At 63.6% G+C, this 24,632-nt stretch carries 22 protein-coding genes; 16 read left to right on the top strand and 6 right to left on the bottom strand.

The genetic code is table 11. The annotated features are described in order from the left end of the window. Positions 1-286 precede the first annotated feature (286 nt). The 3 genes from AB4Z51_RS29640 to AB4Z51_RS29630 all read left to right on the top strand — a co-directional run bounded on the left by AB4Z51_RS29640 (position 287) and on the right by AB4Z51_RS29630 (position 3,142). Positions 287-1,375 (top strand): AI-2E family transporter, encoded by a 1,089-nt coding sequence (locus AB4Z51_RS29640; protein WP_135216477.1) that lies wholly within the window; start codon positions 287-289, stop codon positions 1,373-1,375. A 170-nt stretch (positions 1,376-1,545) separates the two neighbouring features. Continuing rightward, the gene (locus AB4Z51_RS29635; RefSeq protein ID WP_441498589.1) at positions 1,546-2,658 is read left to right on the top strand and encodes an acetate kinase; all 1,113 of its coding nucleotides are present in this window, start codon (positions 1,546-1,548) and stop codon (positions 2,656-2,658) included. Between the two features lie 40 nt (positions 2,659-2,698). Then, positions 2,699-3,142, top strand: a complete 444-nt coding sequence (locus tag AB4Z51_RS29630) for a potassium channel family protein (protein WP_135216475.1) — start codon at positions 2,699-2,701, stop codon at positions 3,140-3,142. A 195-nt stretch (positions 3,143-3,337) separates the two neighbouring features. On the opposite strand, the gene AB4Z51_RS29625 is transcribed toward AB4Z51_RS29630, so the two are convergent. Further along, positions 3,338-4,021, bottom strand: coding sequence for a helix-turn-helix domain-containing protein (locus AB4Z51_RS29625; RefSeq protein ID WP_063981852.1), 684 nt, complete (start codon positions 4,019-4,021; stop codon positions 3,338-3,340). A 221-nt stretch (positions 4,022-4,242) separates the two neighbouring features. On the opposite strand from AB4Z51_RS29625, the gene AB4Z51_RS29620 reads away from it, so the two are divergent. Further along, positions 4,243-4,866: a response regulator transcription factor gene (locus AB4Z51_RS29620; RefSeq protein WP_135216474.1), complete on the top strand. Its 624-nt coding sequence runs from the start codon at positions 4,243-4,245 to the stop codon at positions 4,864-4,866. Between the two features lie 183 nt (positions 4,867-5,049). Further along, the gene (locus tag AB4Z51_RS29615) at positions 5,050-5,418 is read left to right on the top strand and encodes a response regulator transcription factor (RefSeq protein ID WP_063981854.1); all 369 of its coding nucleotides are present in this window, start codon (positions 5,050-5,052) and stop codon (positions 5,416-5,418) included. 14 nt (positions 5,419-5,432) lie between these two features. On the opposite strand, the gene AB4Z51_RS29610 is transcribed toward AB4Z51_RS29615, so the two are convergent. Genes AB4Z51_RS29610 through AB4Z51_RS29600 form a run of 3 tightly spaced genes read right to left on the bottom strand, consistent with a single transcriptional unit; the run spans position 5,433 to position 8,627 of the window. Continuing rightward, positions 5,433-6,017 carry an invasion associated locus B family protein gene (locus AB4Z51_RS29610; protein ID WP_135216473.1) on the bottom strand — a complete coding sequence of 195 codons (585 nt, stop codon included), beginning with the start codon at positions 6,015-6,017 and terminating at the stop codon, positions 5,433-5,435. A 22-nt stretch (positions 6,018-6,039) separates the two neighbouring features. Continuing rightward, complete coding sequence (locus AB4Z51_RS29605; protein WP_166100652.1) at positions 6,040-6,927, bottom strand: alpha/beta hydrolase family protein; 888 nt, start codon at positions 6,925-6,927, stop codon at positions 6,040-6,042. An 11-nt stretch (positions 6,928-6,938) separates the two neighbouring features. Next, a complete protein-coding gene (locus tag AB4Z51_RS29600) occupies positions 6,939-8,627 on the bottom strand; it encodes an aspartate:alanine exchanger family transporter (protein WP_441498588.1) in 1,689 nt (562 codons plus the stop codon). Positions 8,628-8,760: 133 nt separating this feature from the next. On the opposite strand from AB4Z51_RS29600, the gene AB4Z51_RS29595 reads away from it, so the two are divergent. The 5 genes from AB4Z51_RS29595 to AB4Z51_RS29575 all read left to right on the top strand — a co-directional run bounded on the left by AB4Z51_RS29595 (position 8,761) and on the right by AB4Z51_RS29575 (position 16,245). Next, positions 8,761-9,435 carry a YoaK family protein gene (locus AB4Z51_RS29595; RefSeq protein WP_063981858.1) on the top strand — a complete coding sequence of 225 codons (675 nt, stop codon included), beginning with the start codon at positions 8,761-8,763 and terminating at the stop codon, positions 9,433-9,435. Beyond that, positions 9,432-11,129, top strand: a complete 1,698-nt coding sequence (locus AB4Z51_RS29590; RefSeq protein ID WP_135216470.1) for a SulP family inorganic anion transporter — start codon at positions 9,432-9,434, stop codon at positions 11,127-11,129. Before AB4Z51_RS29595 ends, AB4Z51_RS29590 begins: the two co-directional genes overlap by 4 nt. Positions 11,130-11,311: 182 nt before the next feature. Then, positions 11,312-14,065, top strand: coding sequence for a beta-eliminating lyase-related protein (locus tag AB4Z51_RS29585; RefSeq protein ID WP_085402450.1), 2,754 nt, complete (start codon positions 11,312-11,314; stop codon positions 14,063-14,065). Positions 14,066-14,077: 12 nt separating this feature from the next. After that, on the top strand, positions 14,078-15,775 hold the full coding sequence (locus tag AB4Z51_RS29580) for an aspartate:alanine exchanger family transporter (RefSeq protein WP_063981861.1): 1,698 nt from the start codon (positions 14,078-14,080) through the stop codon (positions 15,773-15,775). Positions 15,776-15,810: 35 nt separating this feature from the next. Next, positions 15,811-16,245, top strand: a complete 435-nt coding sequence (locus AB4Z51_RS29575) for a hypothetical protein (protein ID WP_441498587.1) — start codon at positions 15,811-15,813, stop codon at positions 16,243-16,245. Positions 16,246-16,300: 55 nt separating this feature from the next. Here AB4Z51_RS29575 and ppk2 read toward each other — a convergent pair whose 3' ends face one another. Together ppk2 and AB4Z51_RS29565 are read right to left on the bottom strand one after the other, a co-directional pair. Then, on the bottom strand, positions 16,301-17,101 hold the full coding sequence (gene ppk2 / locus AB4Z51_RS29570) for a polyphosphate kinase 2 (protein WP_085402452.1): 801 nt from the start codon (positions 17,099-17,101) through the stop codon (positions 16,301-16,303). 2 nt (positions 17,102-17,103) lie between these two features. Continuing rightward, positions 17,104-17,556: a hypothetical protein gene (locus AB4Z51_RS29565; protein WP_441498586.1), complete on the bottom strand. Its 453-nt coding sequence runs from the start codon at positions 17,554-17,556 to the stop codon at positions 17,104-17,106. A gap of 174 nt (positions 17,557-17,730) precedes the next feature. On the opposite strand from AB4Z51_RS29565, the gene AB4Z51_RS29560 reads away from it, so the two are divergent. The 6 genes from AB4Z51_RS29560 to AB4Z51_RS29535 all read left to right on the top strand — a co-directional run bounded on the left by AB4Z51_RS29560 (position 17,731) and on the right by AB4Z51_RS29535 (position 24,630). Then, on the top strand, positions 17,731-18,141 hold the full coding sequence (locus AB4Z51_RS29560; protein WP_063981864.1) for a hypothetical protein: 411 nt from the start codon (positions 17,731-17,733) through the stop codon (positions 18,139-18,141). After that, complete coding sequence (locus AB4Z51_RS29555) at positions 18,134-19,366, top strand: HlyD family secretion protein (protein WP_063981865.1); 1,233 nt, start codon at positions 18,134-18,136, stop codon at positions 19,364-19,366. Before AB4Z51_RS29560 ends, AB4Z51_RS29555 begins: the two co-directional genes overlap by 8 nt. Before the next feature lie 143 nt (positions 19,367-19,509). Then, positions 19,510-21,399 carry a sensor histidine kinase gene (locus tag AB4Z51_RS29550; RefSeq protein WP_085402453.1) on the top strand — a complete coding sequence of 630 codons (1,890 nt, stop codon included), beginning with the start codon at positions 19,510-19,512 and terminating at the stop codon, positions 21,397-21,399. A 141-nt stretch (positions 21,400-21,540) separates the two neighbouring features. After that, positions 21,541-23,265 carry a DUF3300 domain-containing protein gene (locus AB4Z51_RS29545; RefSeq protein ID WP_167768276.1) on the top strand — a complete coding sequence of 575 codons (1,725 nt, stop codon included), beginning with the start codon at positions 21,541-21,543 and terminating at the stop codon, positions 23,263-23,265. Further along, the gene (locus tag AB4Z51_RS29540; protein WP_441498585.1) at positions 23,262-24,182 is read left to right on the top strand and encodes a DUF2950 domain-containing protein; all 921 of its coding nucleotides are present in this window, start codon (positions 23,262-23,264) and stop codon (positions 24,180-24,182) included. The genes AB4Z51_RS29545 and AB4Z51_RS29540 overlap by 4 nt, the downstream gene beginning before the upstream one ends. Continuing rightward, positions 24,166-24,630, top strand: a complete 465-nt coding sequence (locus tag AB4Z51_RS29535) for a hypothetical protein (protein ID WP_063981868.1) — start codon at positions 24,166-24,168, stop codon at positions 24,628-24,630. Before AB4Z51_RS29540 ends, AB4Z51_RS29535 begins: the two co-directional genes overlap by 17 nt. The last annotated feature ends 2 nt before the right edge of the window (positions 24,631-24,632 follow it).

Genomic DNA, 24,632 nt, shown 5'->3' with positions numbered 1-24,632 from the left:
GCACTCGATGCCTTCACCCCCGAGGAATGCGCCAATTACCTGAAAAATTCAGGCTATCGAACTTAATGCCATCACGCTTTAGGGCTGTTTGATTTCAGGCGGCAGACCAAAGCCTATCTCGTCCGAGCGCTGCAGCGCGCAGATCCGATGACACAGGTCGATGACGTGCTCGTCGTAGACTAGCGTGTATTGGCGCGAGCATTGGGCGCGCCATTGATCTGTATCAAGCCCGCCGTGGGATAGGGGCCGCTAGGCTTCCAGCAGGAGCGCTGCCCGGACACAGGCCTTGAACACTCTTCGCCAGCATCGGTCCATCGACGGAGTCATCCAGCTCGTGATCCGGCTCGGATTGCTGGCGCTGCTGATCCTGTGGACTTTCCTGATCATCCGCCCCTTCGTGCCAATCCTGGCCTGGAGTGCGGTGCTCGCGGTGGCGTTCTATCCAGTCTTCGGCTGGCTCGCCAAACGCCTCGGGGGCCGCCCGCGCACCGCCGCTTTCATTCTCACGCTGGTTACGCTGGGCATCGTCATTGGTCCTGCGGCTTGGCTCGGCATGAGCGCAGTCGACGGCATCAAGGATCTCGCGGGCCAGATCAGCAGCGGCGATCTCACGCTTACGGAGGCGCCCGAACAGATCAAGAGCTGGCCGCTGATCGGCCCCCAGCTCTACGATCTCTGGACCCAGGCCAACAGCAATATTCGCGCGGTGCTGAGCGAGGTGATGCCGTATCTGAAACCGCTAGCCGGGATGATGCTGTCGCTCGCCGGTGATGCCGGTGTCGGCACGCTCCAGTTCCTGCTGTCGGTATTCGTCGCCGGCTTCCTCTTTCCCTACGGTCCGCAGCTCGTCGACGCGGTGCGCGGCTTCCTGTTCCGGGTCGTACCGGAGCAGAGCGAGCATTTTCTGGAGCTCGCCGGCGCGACCATCCGCGCGGTGTCGCAGGGCATCATCGGTGTCGCAATCGTGCAGTCGCTACTGGCCGGCATCGGCTTCAAGCTCGCAGGCGTCCCGAGTGCCGGCCTGCTGGCATTCCTCGTCCTGTTGCTGTCGATCGTGCAGATCGGCCCCTTCCTCGTTCTCTTCCCCGTGGTTATCTGGATCTGGATGGACAAGGACGTGACCACGGCGGTGCTCCTGACCGTCTTCCTCGGCGCCGTCGGCATCCTCGACAACATCCTGAAACCCATCGTCATGGGGCGCGGCCTGACCACGCCGACGATCGTGATCCTGATCGGGGTAATCGGCGGAACGCTCGCGCACGGAATCATCGGCCTCTTCATCGGGCCGATCATCCTGTCGGTCGCCTGGGAACTCGCGGCGGCCTGGATCCGAAACGATCGCGCCGCTGCTCCGAAAAGGCCGGAAGAGACCTGAATCTCCGCACGCATCACCTTTGACCTAAGTCAATCCTCTCGACACCCGATGCGCCTTGATCAGGTGAAGCCAGATCTGACCGCAGGCATGTCGATGGCCCATCAAACGTCGCAGCGGGATTGCGCATTCGGGAAAACGTCCCCGGCGATGACGGCCGTCGACTGACCGCCATGGATGCGATCCTTGCCATCGATGCGAATGCAGGAGGCGTGAACTTCCAGCTCTTCTCCGTACGAGGCGAGGGGAGGCTGGAACGGCAAATCAAGGGACGGCTTGACGGGCTCGGCCGCCATCCGCGCCTCAGGGCGAGCAGAGCGAACGGCGATCCGTTGGCGCACCGCACCTATCAGAACGACGACGTCGATGACATCCCGGCGGCATGCGCGGTTGTCGATAGCTGGCTGCGGGACGAATTGGGAATCCAGCCGCTGGCCGTGGGGCATCGCGTCGCTCAGGGAGGACCGGATGACGCCCGGCCGGCCCTGATCGATGACGCCGTGATGGCGCGTCTGGAACGGCTGATTGCACTCGCGCCGCTGCTTCAGCCGTATAATCTTGCGCCAATCCGTATCATGCAGGCCAATCATCCGGCGCTACCGCAAGTCGCCTGCTTCGATACTGCATTCCATCTTGGCAAGGTCGTGGAGAACGGCAGCTATCCTATTGCGCATCAACTCTGCGCAGGTGACGCAAGGCGTTACGGGGCTCACGGTCTTTGCTACGAGTCGATCGCACGAACTCTGACGCTCGAGGCCCCCGAGATTGCCGCGCGCCGCGTGATCGTTGCGTGCCTCGACGACACCAGCTCGATGTGCGCGCTGAAGGAAGGCCGCAGCGTCGAAAGCACGAATGGATTCTATGCTTTTGGCGCATCGCCATCGGACTATTCCGCAGGCGAAATCGATCCCGGCGACGCATTTCTGTTCACCAATCCGGGTGACGACGGTGCGGCTGCTCGTTTTCTGCGAGCAGAACAGGCCGTCGAGCACCTCGCCTACTGCGCCGGCCTCAACGCCGGCCTGCTTGCGGCCGCGCTGGAGGGGCTCGACGCCTTCGTTTTCACCGGCGCGATCGGCCAAGGCTCGACGGCGATCCGCGCGCGCATCGCCGAAAGGCTGAGCTGGCTCGGTGCTATACTGGATGCGAAGGCCAACGCCCATAACGCACGGCTGATCTCGCGCCGCGATAGTCGTATCCCTCTCTACGTGCTCCTGTCCGACGATGAATTGACCATCGCGCGGCACACGTTGGCGCTCTTGTTGAACGGGCCGTCGCCACGTTGAGGCAGCTTCCCGGAAAGCTGAAAAGGATTGGCGGCGCTCGATGCTTCTTCAATTCCTCGTCGGTACGCTGGTCAGCGTGATCAATATCGGAATCCATGCGCTGGTGACCATCGTCGCCATCGGGATCGCCCGCGGCGCGGGTTTGCGGCAAACCAGGAGACCAAGAGCGCATCTGATGGGTGTCATGGTCGCGACAGCCGTGGTGTTGCAGGTCGCGCATACGCTGGAGGTTCTGGTGTGGGCTCTGATGTATGAAGTCGTTCAGGCCGCCGCACCGGGCAGTGATGCGCTCTATTTCGCCTTCGTCAACTACACCACGCTCGGCTATGGCGATATCACGCCGGTGCGCGAATGGCGCCTCATCGGCCCGTTGACGGCCATGAATGGTGTCCTGCTGTTCGGCTGGTCGGCCGCCATCCTGTTCGAGGTCTTGCGCAAGACTCTCGAGCACCTCGGTGTAACCCAGGCGCCTGGCCTTAGATGATCCTGATACCGATGGAGGCTTCGGTCGGAGCCGAACTCACCCCAGGAAAAGGATCATGGCCGTGAACGCCACCGGCAGCGTCCCGAACAAAACGACTGCGATCCGAAATGCTGTCTCGTTCCACATCGGAAGAGGCTAGCATCGGACGGTACCGGTGTGATGTGCAGTTTGTGCCATTCGCCGGTGTCGGCCCGCTCAAGGCTGCAGGTCGAGGCTTGCAAGCTGGTGCCGATCCAGCAGCACGATCTGACGCTGGGTGTTACCGACGAAGCCGAGGGCGCCGAGCTCATGGAGCCGTGACAGCGCGCGGGATACGGTCTCCAGCGTCAGGCCGAGGTAATCGGCGATATCGCGCCGCGACATCGGCAGCGCCATGACGCCGGACGCCGTCAACCGCCCGTCCATCTCGAGCAGGAACGCCGCGACCCGCTCCAGCGAGGTCTTGCGTCCCAGCAACAGCATGTGGTCCTCCGCATGCTGGAGGTTGTTCGTGGTCATGCTGAGGAGGTTTCTGGCCACCATCGCATCGCTTTCAGCCACCATTTCGAGGCTTTGCCGTCTGACCAGGCGCACCGTTGTGTCGACGATCGCTTCCGTGGTGAAGCGGTGCTCGTTGCCGTTCTCCAGGCCAAAAATGTCGCCGGCGAGGTGAAAGGCGCCAATCTGCCTGCGGCCGTCCGACAGCAGCTTGTAGCTTCGTACCGCACCGGACGTCACCTGATAGACATATTCGGCGGGCTCTCTCTCCCCGTAGATTTCGCTGCCTTTTTTATAGGTAAATTGGCTTAAACTGACGAGCGCATTTGAATCGCTGGTCATGCCGAGGTCACGAAGGGAGTTGGGACGCGGCGTCGAATCCGCTGCAATGCGAACGAACATAGGCCAACTCCTCAGCTCATCGCCGAATTGGTCTGTCAGACGAAAAGTCTCGCCGCTGGGAATGCGCCGCGCCGTCCCACTCCCGTCGAAGTTGATTTACGACTAAGGCGGCATTCTCATCCATTGTCCCAAGGTTCATTGTACCAAGGGACAGCGTGGACGCCTGTTGGGAGGTTGTTGCGCGGATTGAGAAGCTGTCGGAATTCAGCAAGAGGTGATGCGTGCCCGGCCTTGTTCACGTGGTGGACGACGACGATTCCTTCCGGACGGCGATCGCGCGCCGGTTGAAGCTCGCTGGCTACGACGTTGCGACCTACGCATCGGCGCAGGATTTACTGGATGCGGCGCCTGATGACGCGCAGCCGGGATGCATCCTGCTCGACGTGTGGATACCGGGGCTGAGCGGCCCCGACTTGCAGACCCGCTTGGTCGCGTCGGGCTCGACGCTGCCAATCATATTCCTGACCGGACACGCCGACACGCCAACCACGGTGCAGGCCATCAAGGCCGGCGCGGAGGATTTCCTGACCAAGCCGGTATCCTCCGAGCAGTTGATCGCTGCGATTGAGCGCGCGCTGGTGCGCCAGCACACCGCGCAGGCGCATCGCGGAAGGCTCGAGACCTTCCGCATTCACCTCGCCGCATTGACGCATCGCGAGCGTCAGGTGTTCGATCTCATCGTCCGCGGCAGGATCAACAAGCAGATCGCGCATGAGCTTGGAACCACCGAGCGCACCGTGAAGGCGCACCGTCACCAGGTGATGGAGAAGATGCAGGTTCGTTCGCTGGCGGAGCTCGTTTCGATCGCGGAACGGCTTGGAATGCTCGATACGAGCGACGATTAGCTGATTTGTCGTCACGGCACAGTTCCCGCGGTGTGACTTCCCCAAGAGACAATATGAAATTCGTTGGTGTGGTGCTGCCATGTAGGGCGGCGAATGCGGCGGTTTGCCCGACACGCAATTAGACCAGGCGAATATGGCGCCGGCGCCGCCGTGATCAGTCATTCGTCTCGAAGGGGCACTTCCTTGCCAGAGCGTGACTCTGTTTTTGTCGTCGATGACGATCCCTCCATCCGGACCAGCGTGAACAGGCTGCTCCGCGAGCATGGCTTTGCCGCGACGCTCTTCGACTCTGCTGGAGCCTTGCTCCATCACGGCAGCTTCGACAAGGCGATTTGCATCGTTCTCGATATCGACCTGAACGGAAGGTCCGGCATCGACCTGCGCCGGCAACTGGCCGAGGAGGGTGTCACAGCACCGGTGATCTACATCACCGGAAATGACAGCTCGGCGAACCGCGCGGCGGCGGTCGCGTCCGGATGCATTGCCTATCTGGTCAAGCCATTCACGGCGCAGTCCCTGATCGAGTCGGTGGCGCGTGCGTCGGCTGCGTAACGCAGCATGGCCACTCATTCGTCGACATATTGCTCCAGCGTCCTGGCCGGTGCGCCCTTGTGGACGGACGCGAACTGCGCCAGCGGCACCGAGGTCGTCAATGCCAGAAGGTTTGAATCGACGACCTCAAGGGCAAGTGTCTTCCCTGACTCCATTTCCTTGATGATCGCGGGAGGCGCGATGTCGGCCGCAATGCAGGCGTTGGTCAGGCACCAGCTGTAGGGGATGCGGAGGGGTCTGCCCTGGTCGACGGTCAGCTTCGGCGGCTGTTGCAGGTACATGCCGACGGGCACGAAGAGCTGCAGCCGTGCCGAGGGAGTGCCTTCGCGCTCGATCAGGTCCACGCGCACGGCCGTCTGGCCGGTTGGAAACTTGCCGGTGATTGAGGTCCGGCACAGCGTCGGCGCACCGCCTGCCTTGAAGCAGAGCTTCTGCCAGTCTCCGTAGACGATGTCCTTTGCCTCGCGCTGGCCGCGCGTCGCGACCTCGGCGGGTTTATCGGACTGCGCGGATTTGGGCGCGGCGATGCCGGCACATGTCGCGCTTCCGGCGACCGCGACGACCAACAGGCCAGAGAAACAATTGCGGGGACTTGGCATGATGTGCCTCCGAACTTGAACTCTATTTCTGCGGGTCGAGGAACTTCGCCACCAGCGGCGACCACAGCGGGATCGCGTCCGGAGAGCCGATGAAGAAATGGCCCTCGTTGCCGAAGGGCGGCATCAGATGATACTCGGCCCTGCCGCCGGCCGCGGTGAAGGCCTCATGCATGCGCTTCGACAGGGCCGGCCCGAAGAACGTATCGTTTTCGATATAGAACCACAGCATCGGCACCCGCGAGGTCCGGCCAAAATCCGCGGTCGCTTCGACCAGTCTGTCCGGCGCGCAGTTGTTGTTGGGCTTGCCGTCGACGCGTCCGCCGCGACCTGCCGCAAAGGTGATGATCGCCTTGACCTGCGGCGGGTTCACGCTCGAGAGCGCAATGGAAGCCCAGCCGCCGGCGGACTGTCCGATGACGACGACGTCCTTTGGCAGAACGCGTTTCTCGGCGATCATGTAGTCGATGATCCAGAGATCGGCCAGCGCCAACGCTCGTCCGGCGTCACGGAAGTTCGGGTTGGTGCATTTGCCGACCTTGGCGAAGAACGGCCCGTAGAGACCGCGCTCGGGAATGTCGATGGCGGCTGCGCCATATCCGGTGCCGACCGGCGCCACGACGAAATAGCCGCGTTTGGCGAACCACTTCGCTGCATCGCGGAATTCCACCAGCGGAAAGAAGCCGCGATCGACCGGCTTGAGTGACACGCCGTGGTTCATGATCGCGAGCGGGAAGGGGCCGTCGCCGACGGGCCGCACCACATAGGCGAACATCGGAAGCGGCAGCGGCAGCGCCCAGATCTCCTCCTGGATGCGGACATTGTCCTCGGCGCGCACCGGCAGGACGAAGGCGGCGAGGGTAAGTAGAGCCATCACGAACGGTCGGATGATTGCGGCCAATTGCCTGCGCATCGTCGCCTCCGTCAGCCGGTGTAGGTGAGGGCCACGATAATCGGGCCGAGTACGGTCAGGACGACATTGCCGACGGCGTAGGGCACGGCGACGCCGAGCACCGGCGTCTGGCTCTCGGCGACGTCGCAGGCTCCGGTCACCGCAGCATCGACGGTCATGGCGCCCGCCAGCGCACCGCAGGTGATGACCGGATTCATGTGCACCACATAGCGCGCAAACAGCGTCGCGACGATCAGCGGCACCAGCGTGACGACCAGGCCCATTCCGACCAGCAACACCCCGTGGGCCTGGATCGCAGTCCAGGCCGCGGCTCCGTTGCCGAGACCGATGGCGGCGATGAAGCCGCCGAGCCCGAGATCGCTCAGCGTCTGCTGCGCGGCGGGCGGCAAAGCGCCGATAGTCGGCCGGCGCGACCGTAGCCAGCCGCAGACGAGGCCCGTGATCAGCGCGCCGCCGCCGCCGCCCAGGGTCAGCGGAATACCGCCGACCTTGAAGCTGATGAGGCCTGCGAGCAGGCCCGCCGCGATACCGGTTGCGAGAAAAGCGATGTCGGCGCGGTCGCCGGAGCGCAAGATCTGTCCGACTTTCGTGGCGGCGCGCTCGATGTTGCGGGTGCTGCCGACGAGCGTCATGACGTCGCCCACATAGACGCGGGTATCCGGGCCCAGGGGGACCTCGCGGCTCATCCGGGTCAGCGTGCGGAGATAGACGCCGCGTGCGTCGTTGCCGACGCGTTCGGCGATCTCCTTGATCGACCGGCCATGGAGATCGCGGCTGTCGACGAGGACGTTGATCACGTTGCCCGGAATAGCCTTCAGAATCTCGTCGGCRTCGATCTCCTTGCCGATGACCGGCTTTGCAGCGACGAGGGACGCCGTTCGCCCGGCAATGACGATGTCGTCGCCCGATTCGAGAATGGTGTCGAGGCGCGGCTCAACGTCGGCTCCATCCCGCACTATTCGCTCGACGACAGTGCGGCTGCCGATTTCCTCTTCGATATATTTGACCGTGCGTCCCGCGGCGGTCGAGACCCGATAGGCGCGCGCTTGGAATTTCCGATAATGGAGATTTTCGTTCTGTGGCGGATTGCCGCCGGAAAGCTCCGCCTCCAGCTTCGCCGCCTCCTCCTTCAAATCGACCCCCATCAGCTTCGGCGCGACAAACGGCACGTACAGGAGTGTGAGGAYGTAGCCGAGGACGTAAGTTACGGCGTAGCCGGCGGCGATGTTCGCCTCCTGCTGCTTAAAGGCGTCGTTGGGCAGGCCGAGTTGCGCCAGCGCGCCAGAGGCGGTGCCGATGATGGAGGATTGTGTCAGCCCACCGGCGGCAAGTCCCGAGGCCGTGCCCGGATCGAGCTTGAACGTGAAGGCGAATATCAGGACGAGGATCAGACCCGTGCCGCCGAGCACGAGCGCCATGACGACCTGCGCCAGAGTGCGGATGCTGAGGGACGCGAAGAACTCTGGGCCGGACCGGTAGCCGATCGTGAACACGAACAGACTGAACAGAATCACGCGCAGCAGCGAGGGGAACGTAAAGGTCCCGAGCTGGCCGATGAGCACGGCGACGACCAGGATACAGGCCGTCGTTCCGATCGAGAAGCCGCGAATCTTGACGCGACCAAGCACCGTACCAATCGCAATGGCGAGCAGCAGGAAGATCTCCGGAGCCGTGGAGATGATCCACCTAACGGTGCCCATGGCGCATGCCCTCCAGCAATTTCCGCCGAATCTGGTTCGTGGAACCAGGCGACGCTTGATCCAGATCAATCCTCCCCAAGGCAAGCTGTCGCCTATGGCCCATGCAGGAGTTAGGAGAGCCGATGTTTCGGACATGAGCACGATGGATATCGCCGCTGCTTCGTCGATACGCCGCGACGAGACGGTGCAAATTGCGTTGTTGCTCGCCTTCGCCGGCGGCTATCTCGATGCCTACACCTGGATCATCCACGGCGTGATGGCCAACGCGCAGACGGCCAATCTGGTTCTGCTTTGGGTCTATGGTTCGATCGGCAACTGGCCGGAAGCGCTGCATTTTGTCCCGCCGATCCTCGCATTCGCGGTCGGTATCGTGGTCGCAGCGTGGCTTCGCCGGGCGACCGGAGACCGTGCCAGCGCCATCAGCACGTTGATCGAAATACTGCTGCTGATTGCCATCGGCATCTTGCACAATCGCCTGCCGGACCTCGCCGGCACGCTGGGCATCTCGTTCGTCGCCGCCATGCAGACCGCGGTCTTCACCAAGGTCGAAGGTGTGGCCTACAGCTCGGTGATGATTACCGGCAACATGCGGCACGCGATTGAGAGCGTGTTCGCCGCAGTCTCAGGAGGCGGTTCGTTTCGGCGCCCCGGCATTTTTGCCGCACTATGCGGCACTTTCGGCTTTGGAGCCGCCGTCGGCGCCTTCGCGACCAAGCAGATTCCAAATCTGGCGCTTGGTGTCCCCGTGATCGCTCTCCTGATCGTGCTGCTGGGCTGCGAAGCCAACCGCGCCGAGGCCCGCACATGAACACGTTCGGGCCGATATCGCGATTCTTTCCGCCCGCGACCTGGCTTGCGGACTATCGCAGCGCCTGGCTGCGTCCGGATGCCATCGCCGGCATCACGCTCGCGGCCTACGCCATTCCGGTGTCGCTCGCCTACGCGGCGCTGGCCGGATTGCCGCCGCAGATCGGCATCTATGGCTATATGCTTGGTGGGATCGGCTACGCGCTGCTCGGGTCGTCGCGCCAGCTTGCGGTCGGTCCGACCTCCGCGATCTCGCTGATGATTGCGGCCACAGTCGGGGCGCTGGCCGGCGGAGACGCGGCGAAATATGCCGAGATCGCGAGCCTTGCCGCCTGCGCGGTGGCGCTGTTGTGCCTGATCTCCTGGCTGTTCAAGCTCAGCATTCTCGTTCGCCTGGTCAGCGACAGCATATTGGTCGGTTTCAAGGCCGGCGCCGGGCTCACCATCATCATGAGCCAATTGCCGAGCCTGTTCGGCGTCGCCGGAGGCGGTCACAATTTCTTCGATCGCGCCATCAAGCTCAGTGGTCAGCTCGGCGACACGAAGCCGCTCGTTCTGGCGATCGGGGCGATCGCGCTGGTGCTCCTGCTGCTCGGAGAACGGCGTCTGCCGGGAAAGCCGGTCGGACTCACGATCATGGCGCTGTCGATCGTGTTTGCGACGCTGCTTGGCCTTGCGTCCCTCGGGGTGCCGGTCACCGGGACGATCCCCGAAGGGTTGCCGGCGATCGGAATACCCAGGTTTGGTCTGCTTGAGCCCGACGAACTCTTCCCGCTGGCCGCGGGATGCGTGCTGCTGGCCTATATTGAAGGTGTGTCTGCGGCCCGCAGCTTTGCCGCCAAGCATGGCTATGCCCTTGATGTCCGGCAGGAGTTTTTGGGCCTGGGGGCGGCGAACCTCGTCGCCGCATTCGGCCACGGCTATCCCGTCGCCGGCGGCCTGTCGCAATCCGCCGTCAACGACAATGCGGGCGCGCGCACCCCCCTGGCGCTGGTGATCTGCTCGGCGACGCTCGCACTGTGCCTGCTGTTCTTCACGGGGTTGTTGACGAATCTGCCCAAGGCCGTGCTGGCGGCTATCGTCGTTGCGGCCGTCTACAGGCTGGTGGACATCCGCGCGCTGTTGCGGATGTGGCGCGTCAGCCGGTTCGATTTCTATGCGGCGGCGATTGCGCTCGTGTCCGTGCTGCTCCTTGGGATCCTGCAAGGCGTCCTGCTCGCGGCCATCGCGTCGATCGTCCTGCTGCTGGCACGCGCCTCACGTCCGAATGTCGCGTTCCTCGGACGGCTGCCCGGGACCGGCCGCTACTCCGACAACGCGAGGCACGAGGGTGTCGAGCCGCTCGTCGGCGTCATCGCCTTTCGACCCGAAGCTTCGTTGCTTTACATCAACGCCGAAACGATCCTGGAGTCGGTGCTGGATGCCTTGCTGAGATCGGTCGATATCAGGCTGGTGATTTGCGACCTCTCCGCATCGCCTTACATCGATCTGGCCGGCGCGGGCATGTTGCGCGACCTTTACGATGAGCTCGCCTCCCGGCATGTCGCCTTCTGCATCGTCGGTGCGCATGCGCAGCTGCGCGATCTGTTGCGGGCGGAGGGACTGGCGGAGAAGACTGACAGCGGCGACTGGCTGCGGTCGCTGGACAGCGTTCTTGGCGATGCCCAGCCCAACGATGCCCGAGGAACGGTCTGATCTCTCCGCTGCCCTCCAATCGGTCGGCGACGGCCTATTGCGTTGCGAAGAGGCGTCACGGCCGTGCTCCCCGCCCCGGCATATCGCGCGACCGTTGACTTGGATCAATAGAGCAAGCGGCGCTGCACTCACGATCCGGCATCACTCATGCCCTACGGCTTGATATGGATCGGGAGTGAAACATGTCCAAAGACGCCAAGCCCGCGCAGAAGCGCATCGATCAGTTCCTGTCTGGCCCCGGTGGACGGGCGGACGACTGGCGCGATCTGGTGGAAGCGGCAAAGGTGTGGGCCCGCGGCGGCGATCGTGCAAAATACGATGCCGCGCTGGCCGATCTGTCTGTGACGGAAGAGTTTCACGGCTATCCCGGTCTGCAACTGATGGGGGCCCTGCGGGAAGCAGCCGCCACTGGCGATGCGGCAACGTCGCTCGCCCTCGCGACGCGGCTGACACAGGCCCTGACGACGAGGTCCTTCCGCCAGCATACCGGCGACTGGAATGTGAATGATGAGGACAATGGCGACGCCTCCGATCTGGTGCCGCAGATGTTCGGGCAGCACACCGCGCGTCGCCCCTACTTCGAAACCCTGATCGTCACCGGCCTCTCGTCCGCCAAATGGCTCGCGCTCGCCAACGAATGGCGCAAGCTGCGGCGTCCGGTCGATCAGTTCGTCTATGAGCCGGTCATCGTCGGCAGCCTCGAAGACGCCTTCTGCGCCACGATGCTGAACCCCAACATCGCAGCCGTCGTCATCAACGAAGGCTTCACCCTGCGCTCGCGGCACGATGCCCCGGTGCTCCGCACGTTGACGGCATCGGCGGGACTGAATGACGAGTCCGACGCGTCAGCGCTCCGGCTGGCCCAAATCGTCAAGCGGGTCCGTCCCGAGCTCGACCTTTATCTCATGTCCAACCGCGACGTGGAGGAGATGGCCGGAAATCCGGAAGCAAACGTCGTTCGCCGCATCTTCTATTCCATCGAAGATCTGCTCGAGCTGCATCTCTCGATCCTCGAAGGCATCCAGGACCGCTTCGACACGCCGTTCTTCGACAATCTCAAGAAATATGCGCAGCGTCCGATCGGGACGTTCCATGCGCTGCCGATCGCGCGCGGCAAATCGGTTTTCAAGTCGGACTGGATTCGCGACATGGGCGAATTCTACGGCTTGAACCTGTTCCTGGCCGAGAGCAGCGCGACCACCGGCGGCCTCGACAGCCTGCTGGAGCCGACCGGAACCATCAAGAGAGCGCAGGACAAGGCGGCGCGCGCGCTTGGCGCGGATCGCGTGTTCTTCGTGACCAACGGTACCTCGACCTCGAACAAGATGGCGGTGCAGGCGCTGCTCGCGCCCGGCGACATCGCGATCGTCGATCGCAACTGCCACAAGTCGCACCATTACGGCATGGTGCTGGCCGGCGCCCAGCCGATCTATGTCGAAGCGTTCCCGATGACGGCATATTCGATGTATGGCGCGGTGCCGCTGAAGACCGTCAAGCAGGCCCTGCTGAATGCGAAGGCGGATGGCCGGCTCGACCGCGTCAAGATGCTCGACCTGACCAACTGCACTTTCGACGGTCACATCTACAACACCCGCCGGGTGATGGAGGAATGCCTCGCGATCAAGCCCGACCTGATCTTCCTCTGGGACGAAGCCTGGTTCGGCTTTGCGCGCTTCTCGCCTTACCTGCGGCGGCGCACCGCGATGGGCGCCGCCAATGAGATCGAGGCCTGGATGCACGACCCGAAATCGGTCACGGCCTACGAGAAGCAGCAGGCCGAGCTCGGCAAGAACCCGTCGAACGAGGTGCTGCTCAAGACCCGGCTGATTCCCGATCCGCGTCAGATCCGCCTGCGCGTCTACCAGACCAACTCGACCCACAAGTCGATGTCGGCGATCCGGCAGGGCTCGATGCTGTCGGTCAAGGACGTCGAATTCCATACGGTCGAGCAGCAGTTCAAGGAGGCGGTGTTCACGCACGCATCGACCAGCCCGAACCAGCAGCTCATCGCGAGCCTCGACGTGTCGCGGCGCCAGATGGAGCTCGAGGGCTATGGTCTCGTGGCCAATGCGATGGAGATCGCGTTCGCTATCCGTAATGCGGTCAACAACAATCCCCTGATCTCGAAATATTTCCGCATCCTTGGTGCGGACGCGATGGTACCCGCGCAATACCGCCAGAGCGGCTTCACCGACTATCTCGCGGCCGGCACGAACTGGGCGAACATCCTGAAGAGTCTGGACGACGACGAGTTCTGCCTCGATCCGACCCGGATGACGCTGGTGTGCGGCACCGCCGGTTACGACGGCACGCAGTTCAAGGGCATCCTGGCGAACGAGTACAACATCCAGATCAACAAGACCTCGCGCAACTCGGTGTTGTTCCAGTCCAACATCAACAACACCCGCAGCGACGTCGCGCATCTGGTGAGGGTGCTGGCCGAGATCGCGGGCGAGGTCGACCGCGGACTTGTCCAGGGTGGCGCCAATGCGAAGAAGACATTCGAGGCGCGGGTCAAGAGCCTGATGACCGACGTGCCCGACCTGCCGAACTTCTCGCATTTCCACGATAGTTTCCGCGGCGATGCCGGCACCAAGACCAACGAGGGCGATATCCGCAGCGGCTTCTACTCGGCCTATGACGCAGCCGGATGCGAATATATCCGGCTCGGCGATCCCGAGATCGACCGCCGCCTGAAGGCCGGCCCCGATCTCGTCTCGGCCAGTTTCGTGATCCCGTATCCGCCGGGCTTCCCGATCATGGTGCCGGGCCAGGTCATCACCCAGGAAACCATCGACTTCATGCGCAAGCTCGATGTGAAGGAAATCCACGGCTACGACGCCAAGGAAGGCTTGAAGCTCGTACGCACCGAAGCCTTGGCGAAGATCGGCCGGCCCAAGCCGGGCGCCACGCCGAAGCTGAAGGCCGCATCATAACAGGGGACGGTCATGCAAGGCTTTTTCACGTTCTTGCAGCAGAACCCGTTTCTGCTGCTGTTCTTCGTCGTTGGCCTTGCCGTCTGGATCGGCCGGGCCAGCATCAAGGGCTACGGCCTCGGCATGGTCGCCGGCGCCATCGTGGTCGGCGCCGGGCTGGCGGTGTGGGCCTCGACCTACGGCGTGAAGCTCGAGCTCAACAACTTTGCAAAGAGCTTGTTCTATTACCTCTTCATGTACGGCGTCGGCCTGCGCGTGGGGCCGTCCTTCATCAACAGCCTGAAGGGCGATGGCCTCAAGTTCTGCATCTTGGCGCTGGTGTCCAGCGTCCTTGGTCTGGCGCTCGTCGTCATCTGTTCAAGACTCTTCGCGCTTCCGATCGGCGCGGCTGGCGGCATGCTGGCGGGGTCGCAGACCATGTCGGCCGCAATCGGCTCGGCCGAGCAGGCGATCACCTCGGGCGTCGTCAAGCTTCCTGAAGGCATGAAGCCCGAGGATGCGTCGGGCATGATCGCGCTGTCCTACGGCATCACCTACATCTGGGGTACCGTCGGCATCATCCTGATCTGCAAGTACCTGCCGCGGTGGTGGGGCGTCGATGCCAAGGCGGCGGCCAGGCAGTACGAGAAGGAGTTTGGCGTCAAGGATCTCGAGGGCGGCGGCCTGACCGGTTATCGGCAGTTCGGTCTGCGTGCCTATCGGCTGGAAAATCCGACGCAGGTMGGCATGAGCATCGCCAAATTCCGCTCGATCCATCCGGAGTACCGGATCGTCAACGTGGCGCGCGGCGGCGAGCCGCAGGGAGCCGATCCTGCGTTCGTGCTGCAGAAGGGCGACGTCGTCGCGCTCGGCGGCTCGACGGAGCATCTCACCGACAAGATGGGCCTGATCGGCCCCGAGGTTGCCGACACCACGGCGCTGGGCATTCCCATGGATCAGGCCGACATCCTCGTCACCAACAAGGAGATGGTCGGACGCACCTTTGAATCCTTCCGCGACACGGCGATCGCCGGCCAGTTGCAGGTCACCAAGGTCGAGCGTGGTGGTGTACCACTTGCCGCCGGTCTCAAGACCGAGCTGCAGCGGATGGACATCGTCTCGGTAGTCGGCCTCAAGTCGGCCGTCAACGAACTCGGCGAGATGTGGGGACGCATCGCGCGGACCAATACGTCGACCGACCTGCTGACGCTGGCCGCGGGCATGATCCTCGGTTTCTTGATTGGCATGATCGAATTTCCGGCCTTCGGTGCCAAGATCGGTCTCGGCAATGCCGGCGGTCTGTTGCTGTCGGGCGTGATCGTGTCGTCGCTGGTCTCGCGGCTGCGCTTCTTCGGCAATACGCCGAACGCGGCGCGCAACGTGCTGGAGGACCTCGGTCTCGTGGTCTTCGTCGCCATCGTCGGTGTCAATGCCGGTGCCGGATTGCTGGCGCAGCTTACCGGTGCCGTTGCCTTGAAGATCTTCGTCGCCGGCTTCATCGCCTGCACGATCCCGCCGTTCATCGTCTGGGCGATCGGCTATCACGTCTTCAAGATCAACCCGGCCGTGCTGATGGGCGGCGTTGCCGGTGCGCGGTCGCACTCCGGCCCGTGCCGCGAGGCCGCGGTGGAGATCCAGAGCTCCGTGCCCTGGATCGGATTTCCGGTCGGCTACGCGGTGTCGGGCATCCTGCTCACCGTGTTCGGTTACTTTGCGATGATCCTGGCCTAATAGCTCGACGTCATAACAAGAGGAGAACGTGAGACATGAGAAAAGTCGCCATCTATGCCGCCTTGGCCGTCTCGCTCGCGGGCGTCGCCGGTTTCAGTACGTCATCGCGTGCCGACACCGGCCAGGTTGCCGTGGTCTTCACCAAGGGCGGGTTCATCGTCGGCGTCGGTGGCGGCGAGGGCGTTCTGCTGTACCGGGGCAAGAAATATCCCTTCACCGTCTCAGGCATGAGCGTCGGCTTCACGATCGGCGCCTCGACCACTAAGCTCRTCGGGCGCGCACTCAATCTGAGGGGGCCGGAGTCGATCGAAGGCTCCTACGCGGCGGGCGGCGCGGGCGGCGCGGTTGCCGCGGGCGCCGGAGCCGTTCAGTTGCAGAACGGCAATGGCGTCATCCTCCAGCTCAGCGGGCCGAAGGTCGGCGCGGAAGTATCGGCTGCGGTTGGCGGCGTCACGATCCGGCTGAAATAGGCCCGGGAGGGCGCTCAAGCTAAACGGGCTGCGTCATCGCAGCCCGTTTCGCGTTTCAGTAGCGTTCCTCGACGAACTTCAGGCCGCGCAGGCTTGCCTGGTCGTTGTAACGTCCCTTGTGGGACCGTGGCGGAAGCTTGACCTTCTCCCGCTTGACTTCCTTGTAAGGGATAGTTCTCAGGATGTGCGAGATAACGTTGAGCCGCGCTCGCCGCTTGTCGTCGGAGCGGATCAGTCGCCACGGTGCATGCTTCGTGTCGGTCGCCTCGAACATCATGTCACGCGCGCGCGAGTAATCGTACCAGCGCCCGAACGACTCGGTGTCCATCGGGCTCAGCTTCCACTGCCGCAGCGGATCCTCGATACGCGCCTTGAAGCGGAGCTCCTGCTCCTCCATCCCGACCTCGAGCCAGAGCTTGATCAGGACGATGCCGGCGTCCACGGCGAATTTCTCGACCAGCGGACACAATTCCAGGAAGCGCTTGTGTTCGGTCGGCGAGCAGAAGCCCATGACGTATTCAACGCCGGCGCGGTTGTACCAGCTGCGGTCGAAAATCACGATCTCACCGCCGGCCGGGAATTGCTCGATATAGCGCTGCAGGAACAGCTGGGATTTCTGCCGGTCGGAGGGCGCGGGCAGGGCGCAGACACGGAACACGCGCGGGCTCACCTTTTCGGTCAGCGCCTTGATGGTCCCGCCCTTGCCGGCCGCGTCGCGCCCCTCGAAGATGATGATCACCTTCAGTTTCTGGGCTCTGACCCATTCCTGAAGGTGACACAACTCGACCTGGAGTTTTTCGAGCTCCTTCTCATAGTCCTTCCGCTTCATCCGCTCCACGGGCGCGTCATTGGCCATGCTCAATCACCCCAGGAAATGGTCACGCCGATGTCGCCGGGAACACCGCCTGGAAAATCGATGATCTGATACRCGATGCGATAGCCGCGCGGTTTCAGGTAATCGCTCCAGAGCTGGAAGATTTCCTTCGGAATTCCGGTCAGGGTGTTCTCCCAGCCCGCTTCCATCTGATTGATAGCGCGGCCCTTGTCGGTGCACAGCGTGTTGGGGAAGCGATAGACCTGAACCTCGGTCAAGCCGTTCCGCACCGCACGCTGGATGATCGTCGAGGCGAGCTTGATCTTCTCGTCCTCGGTCTTGCCAGAAGGCTTGCTGAGGCGTTCAATGAGGGCGTGTTTCTCGGCTTCGGCGGCGGCGGCGAGGCGCGCATATTCGTCGGCCTTCGCTGCCTCCTTGAGGGCTGCTTCCTTGCGGATCTGCGTGGCACTGGGGATGAGATCATCGATGCCGGGCATGGCAGGCGGCTCCTGTTGTTGCACGTCAACTTTCAGGCGAGGCTAGGTGGGGCCGTTCCAGGCCCGTTGATCCAAATCAAGCAATTGCGCCACCCGATACCGACACTGCATTCGACGCATTCAAGTGGAAACGCGCCTGTCGAGGAGAGAACGTTGAGCGAGCAACTTCATCCGATGGCCCCGCATCATCTGCCGTTCTATCTCGCGCCGGGAAGCGGGGTGGACCCGCTGATGGTGGTGATGGGGATCTTCCTGATCGGCACCGTGCTCTGGGTGGGCACGCTCTATTGGAAGCTGCACAGCCTGCCTGAGCGCATGGCGCACAAGTCGCAGAAGCTGCAATTCGAGATCGTGGCGGTGCTGGGCATCATCTCGCTCTTTACGCACTTGCACATTTTCTGGGTGGCCGGCCTGCTGCTCGCGATGATCGACCTGCCCGATTTCGGCACGCCGCTGCGCAGCATTGCCGGCTCCGTCGAGAGGATCGCTGACGCCGCTCCGGGCGACGGGCGCGAACCCGAGCAACCGAGCCCCCCACCGGCAGAGAAGTCAGTCCCCAAGGAGAAGGAGCGCAGCCATGTTTGAGCTCATGTTCTGCTCCCTTCTGACCATCCTGCCCGACTATCTCTACCGCCGCTATGCGCAGGGCAAGCGCTTCGGCAAGGAGATCACGTTCTTTTCCATCTGGTACGAGCTGCGATGGGGCATCACCGGCTGCCTGATGCTCACGGTGTCGCTCATCACCATGATCTTCTACTTTCACCCGTCAACGACCTCGGCGACGCTGTATTACCGTACGGTGCCGATCCTGCCCGAGGGCTCCGGCCGGGTCGCGGAAGTCAATGTCGGCTACAGCCAGGCGGTGAAGAAGGGCGACGTACTGTTCACGCTGGATAGTTCGAAGCAACGCGCGGCTCTGGAAACCGCCAAACGCAAGATCGCTGAAGTCGATGCGTCGCTGACGAGCGCGGAATCCGACGTGGTCAAGGCCGAAGCGCAGATCCAGGAAGCCAAGGCCAACCTTCAGCAGGCCAAGGATGAACTGGACGTCAAATCCGAGTTGCAGCGTCGCAATCCCGGCATCGTGCCGCAGCGCGACATCGAAAAGCTGCAGGTGCTCGTCGATCAGCGRCAGGCTGGGGTCGACTCCGCCACGGCTTCGAGGCAGTCGGCAGCCTTGCGCGTTTCAACGCTCTTGCCGGCCGAAAAGGCCAGCGCCGAAGCGACGCTAGCCGAGGCGCAGGTGGATCTGGACAAGACTTTTGTCCGCGCCGGCGTTGACGGGCGTGTGGAGCAATTCCTGGTCCGCGCCGGCGACGTGGTCAATCAGCTGTTGCGGCCGGCGGGTGTGCTGGTTCCGGCGGGCGCCGGCCGGCAGAGTCTGCAGGCGGGCTTTGGCCAGATCGAGGCTCAGGTCTTGCAGGTCGGCATGGTGGCGGAAGCAACCTGCATATCGAGGCCGTGGGTTATCATTCCGATGGTCATCACCAATGTGCAAGACTACATCGCGGCCGGACAGTTCCGCAGCGGAGAGCTACTCGTTGAGGCGCAGAATGTCGTGCGGCCCGGTACGATCCTGGCATTCATGGAGCCGCTCTACAAAGGCGGCCTTGACGGCGTGACGCCGGGCAGCAGCTGCATCGTCAACGCCTACACCAGCAATCACGAGGAGATCTCGGCGAAGGAGACCAGCACCGGCCGGGCCATTGTCTTGCATGTCGTCGACGGCGTCGGGCTGGTGCATGCGCTGCTGCTGCGCATCCAGGCGCTGCTGCTGCCGATCAAGACGCTGGTGCTGAGCGGGCACTGAGGTCCCAGGTCGGATTGTTTCGCGAATGGACCGTCCTGCGTGCAGCTTGACTGCGTCCTCGGCACTGTCGAAGCGGCCCAGTTCTCGCTAGAATTGTGGTCCGGAGGCGCCGGAGCGCGGCCGAGGCGGAGGGGAGCGGGCGCATGATCAGGGCGTCGGTCAAGCAGTGGCTGGTTGCGACCACGCTGTTGGGTCTCGGCCTGTTGCTCGCCGCGTGCATGCTGTCTGGGCCCGCGCGAGCCGCTGAGCCCGGCTCGGCTGCGCGCAGCGAGCCAAAGCGCGTGCTGATCCTGCATTCCTTCGGCCGCGAGTTTCGCCCCTGGAGTGAATATGCGCGGAGCATCAAGGCCGAGCTCGAGCGGCAATCGCCCTGGCCGCTCGACGTCCAGGAGCACACGCTGCTCACCGCCCGTTTCAACAGTCCAGGCCCCGAAGCGCCTTTCGTCGATTATCTCGGTTCGCTCTACCAGGGCAGGCCGCCCGATATCGTGCTGAGCATCGGCGCACCTGCGGCGCGGTTCGTGCAGAGATACCGTGCGAAGCTCTTCCCGGAAACGCCGACGGTGCTGACCGTGGTCGAACAACGGCTGGTGAACCGCCTGGACCTCACCGACAATGACGTGGTCGTGTCCGTCCGCAATGATTTCGTGGCGGCCTTCGAGAACATTCTCAAGCTCTTGCCCGATATCAAAACGGTCGCCGTTGTGGTCGGTGCCTCGCCCCTCGAGAAATTCTGGATCGACGAGGTGAAGCGGGAGTTGAAACCGCTGGAAGGCCGGCTCGACCTCGTCTGGTACTCCGACCTGCCGTTTGAGGAGATCCTGAAGCGCGCATCGGTGCTTCCGCCTCATTCCGCGCTGTTCTGGGGGCTGATGTTGGTCGATGCCGGCGGCATTGTCCACGAGGGCGATATCGCCCTGCACAGGCTGCATGCTGTCGCGAACGCGCCGATCTTCTCGTATCAGGAACCTTTCTTCGGCGACGCCAGCGTCGGCGGGCCCATGCACTCCATCGCCGAAACCAGTTCGAAGACCGTCAGTGCCGCGATCCGGATCCTCGGCGGCGAGAAGCCGGCCCGCATCAAATACGAGCCGATCGGATTCGGGCCGCCGAAATATGATTGGCGGGAGTTGCAGCGCTGGGGGATCGGCGAGAGCAGTCTGCCGCCGGGCAGCGAAATCCTGTTTCGTGAGCCGGCCCTCTGGGATCGCTATCATTGGCAGATGCTGCTGATCGCGGCCGTGATTTTGATACAGGCCGGCTTCATCGGCGGACTTCTGAGCGAGCGCCATCGCCGCCAGTTGGCCGAGATCGAGTCGCGACAACGCCTGACCGAACTCGCCCACGCCAATCGGTACTCGGCCGTCGGCGAGTTGACGACGTCGATTGCCCACGAGCTGAACCAGCCGCTCGGCTCCATTCTGACCAATGCCGAGACGGCGGAGCTTATGCTCAAAGCCACTTCACCCGACATCAACGAGATCCGCCAGATTCTGGCCGACATCAGGCGCGACGATCAGCGGGCGTCCGAGGTCATCCGCAGGCTTCGAAGCGTCCTGAGGAAGCGGCCGTTTGAAATCAAGGACACCGAACTGAACGACACGGTACGGGAAGCAATCGGCCTGGTGACGGCGCTCGCCGACGGGCGCCGGATCACGCTGGCTTACGCGCCAGCCGCTGCGGAGCTGCACGTCAAGGGCGACCCCGTGCAGCTGCAGCAGGTCGTTCTCAACCTGATCATCAATGCGTTGGATGCGGTCTCCGACGCGGACATGAAGAAGCGCGAGGTCGGCGTATCGACCGGGCGCGCCGGGGGCCACGCCGAGATCCGGATCGCCGACACCGGTTCGGGCATTGCGGTCGGCGACCTCGCGAACATCTTCAATCCATTCTTCACGACCAAGCCTCAGGGCATGGGTATGGGGCTCGCAATCGTCAAGACCATCGTCGAGGCCCATCACGGCACCATAGCCGCCGAGAACCAGCCGTCGGGCGGCGCGCTGTTCACGATCAGGCTCCCGATCATCCACTAGCGCAGACGTTTAGCGATCCGGCGGCGCGGCATTGCTCTCGCGCCTCAACAAGGCGGCCAAGCAGGCCTTCGTTGATCTTGATCAATAAACGCCCATGCCGCGGCCCGATCTTGGTGGCCGGAAAGTTCGATGGAGGATGGCATGTTTCGCTGCGGCAAGATCCTGATGGCGCTTGCGTTGATGCTGACGATGCCGATCACCGCAACCGCGCAGACGGCTGACAAGCCGGCGGCGCCGAGCACGCAGGCACAGCCCGCAAGTCCGCCTCCGCCGAGCGCCGAACTCCTGAAACCCGAGCAGCTCGAGGCGCTGGTGGCGCCGATCGCGCTCTATCCCGACGAGCTGCTGGCCAATGTCCTGGCGGCATCGACCTATCCGCTGGAAGTGGTGCAGGCCGATCGCTGGCTGAAGGAGCGCAAGACGCTGAAGGGCGAGGCGCTGAAGGCCGAGGTCGACGAGCAGGCCTGGGACGACAGCGTCAAGGCGCTCGCCAGCACCCCCGATGTGTTGTCGATGATGAGCGACAAGCTCGAATGGACCCAGAAACTCGGCGATGCCTTTCTCGCCCAGCAGCCCGACGTGATGGACGCGATCCAGCGCCTGCGCAACAAGGCCTATGACAACAAGAAGCTGGTCACGACCAAACAGCAGAAGGTCAGCGTTCAGAGCCAGGAAGGCAAGCAGGTTGTCGTCATCCAGCAGGCCGATCCCGCCGAGATGTACGTGCCCTATTACGATCCGGCGACGGTCTACGGCACCTGGCCCTATGCGGAGTATCCGCCGTATTACTGGGGATATCCGTCCTATATCGGCGCCGGCGTGGTTGCGGCCGGCATTGCCTTTGGCACGGCCTGGGCGATCGGGCGCTGGGGCAGTTACTGGGGCGGCGGCTGCAACTGGGGCAACCGCAACGTCTACGTCAATCATCGCACCACCAACATCGCCAACGGCTGGCAGCACAATCCGGCGCATCGCGGCGGCGTGCGCTATAACAACACCAACGTCCAGCAGCGTTTCGGCAACAACAATGTGAGGGCGGGCGCGTCGGACCGGATGGATTTCCGCGGCCGGGACGGCAACCAGGTGCTGCGCCCGAGCCAAGGTGCGGGAGACCGGGCTGGAGATCGCGCCGGCGACCGTGCCGGTGATCGTGGCGGTCCGGGTGACCGTGCAGGAGATCGCGCTGGTGATCGCGGTGATCGTGCCGGCAATCGCGGCGACCGGCCCGGCGGCGGCGATCGTGCTGGCGCGGGAGATCGTGCCAAGGGTGGTGGAGATCGCGCCAAGAATGCAGGCAAGAATGTGGGTAAGGGCGGCGGCGATCGTGCAAAGGCTGCGAATCGAGCCGGCGGCGGCGCTGCCGCCAATCGAGGCGGTGGCGGCAATCGCGGCGGTGCGATGAACGTCTCGTCGGGCCGGGCGGCGGCCGCAGCATCGGCGCGCGGACGCTCCAGCATGGCGAGCATGCCGCGCGGCGGTGGCGGCGGAAGCTTTGCCGGGCGCGGCGGCGGTGGCGGAATGGCCATGCATGGTGGTGGTGGTGGCTTCCGTGGTGGTGGAGGCGGAGGAGGAGGCCGCGGCGGTGGCGGCGGTGGGCGGCGCTCCGACATCGCGCTGAAGCATGACATCGTCCTGCTCGGCCATCTCTCTAACGGCCTCGGCTATTATCGCTTCAGCTACATCGGCAGCGACAAGGCCTATGTCGGCGTGATGGCGCAGGAGGTGGAGAAGGTGATGCCTGACGCCGTGACGCGCGGCAGCGATGGTTATCTGCGCGTCTATTATGACAAGCTTGGCCTGACATTCCGCACCTACCGCGATTGGCTCGCCGACGGCGCGAAGATCCCTGCGGAGGTGACGCCATGATCGGCCTGAAATCGCTCCATCGCGCGATCCTGCCGGGCGTGGTGGCGCTCGCCATGCTTGGCTCGGCGGCACAGGCGCAGCAATCCTACAAGACACCGGAGGATGCGGCCGCCGCGCTCGCGGCCGCAGTCAAAAGCRGGCCGGGCGACATTTTGAAGGTGCTCGGCAGGGCCGCCGAGGATATCGTCTCGTCCGGTGACGAGGTCGCCGACAACGACATCCGTCAGCGCTTCACGTCGATGTACGACGCCAAGCACGGCATCAAGGCGGAGGGCAACAAGACCGCGACCTTGATACTGGGGCCGGACGATTTCCCGTTTCCGATTCCGCTGCTCAACACCAAGACAGGCTGGGCGTTCGACACCGACGAGGGGCGGATCGAGGTGCTTCGCCGCCGCATCGGCCGCAACGAGCTCGACGCGATCCAGACCGCGCTTGCCTATGTCGATGCCCAGAATGAATACGCCGACACGGATCGCGGCGAGGGCGCTGGTGTCTACGCGCAACGCTTCCTTTCCACGCCCGGCAAGAAGGACGGCCTGTTCTGGCGTGACGACAGTGATCCGAGCCCGCTCGGCGCGCTGGTCGCGGAGGCCTCGGCCGAAGGCTACAAGCAAGGCACAGGCGAGGCACCCGCGCCTTATCACGGCTACTACTTCCGAATACTGAAAGGCCAGGGTTCCGACGCGGCCGGTGGCGCGCTCAACTACGTCGTCAAGGGCAAGATGATCGGGGGCTTCGGACTGATCGCTTGGCCCGCCGAATACGGCAATTCCGGCGTGATGACGTTTCTCGTCAATCATGCCGGCACCGTCTACCAGAAGGATCTCGGCAACCGCACGGCGGTCATCGCCGAGCGCACCACGCTGTTCGATCCCGACCAGACCTGGAAGAAGGTCGATGCCGCGAAGCCATAAACCGGAACGCATGCGGCGCGCGACCGCAATCGGCCTTGCCGCGCTCGCGCTCCTCCTGCTCGCGATGCCGGCCACGCCGTCGTTCGCGCAAGCGAGCGGCCATGTCCAGGTGAGGTTCGTCAAGGCTGGCCTGCTGGTCGGAGGCGGCACCGGCAGTGGCGTGCTGAACTACCGCGGTCGGAATTATCCCTTCAAGGTCTCCGGCTTGAGCGTCGGCATCACGGCCGGTGCGACCGTCGGCAGATTTGATGGCCGGGCATCAGGCATCCGCGATGTCGGCGACTTCGTCGGCACCTATAGCTCCGTCGGCGGCGGCTTCGCACTCGTCGGCGGCGTCAACGGCGCCCATCTGCGCAACGAAAAGGGCGTGACGATCGTGCTGCAAGGCCCGAAGGCCGGACTTGAGCTCGCCTCCAACATCAGCGCGATCACGATCGCCTGGAAGTGAGC

Source organism: Bradyrhizobium sp. 2TAF36, from assembly GCF_052114925.1.
Lineage (GTDB): Bacteria > Pseudomonadota > Alphaproteobacteria > Rhizobiales > Xanthobacteraceae > Bradyrhizobium > Bradyrhizobium barranii.
The sequence above is the reverse complement of the archived record's forward strand: the minus strand, read 5'-3'. Positions and strand labels throughout refer to the sequence as shown.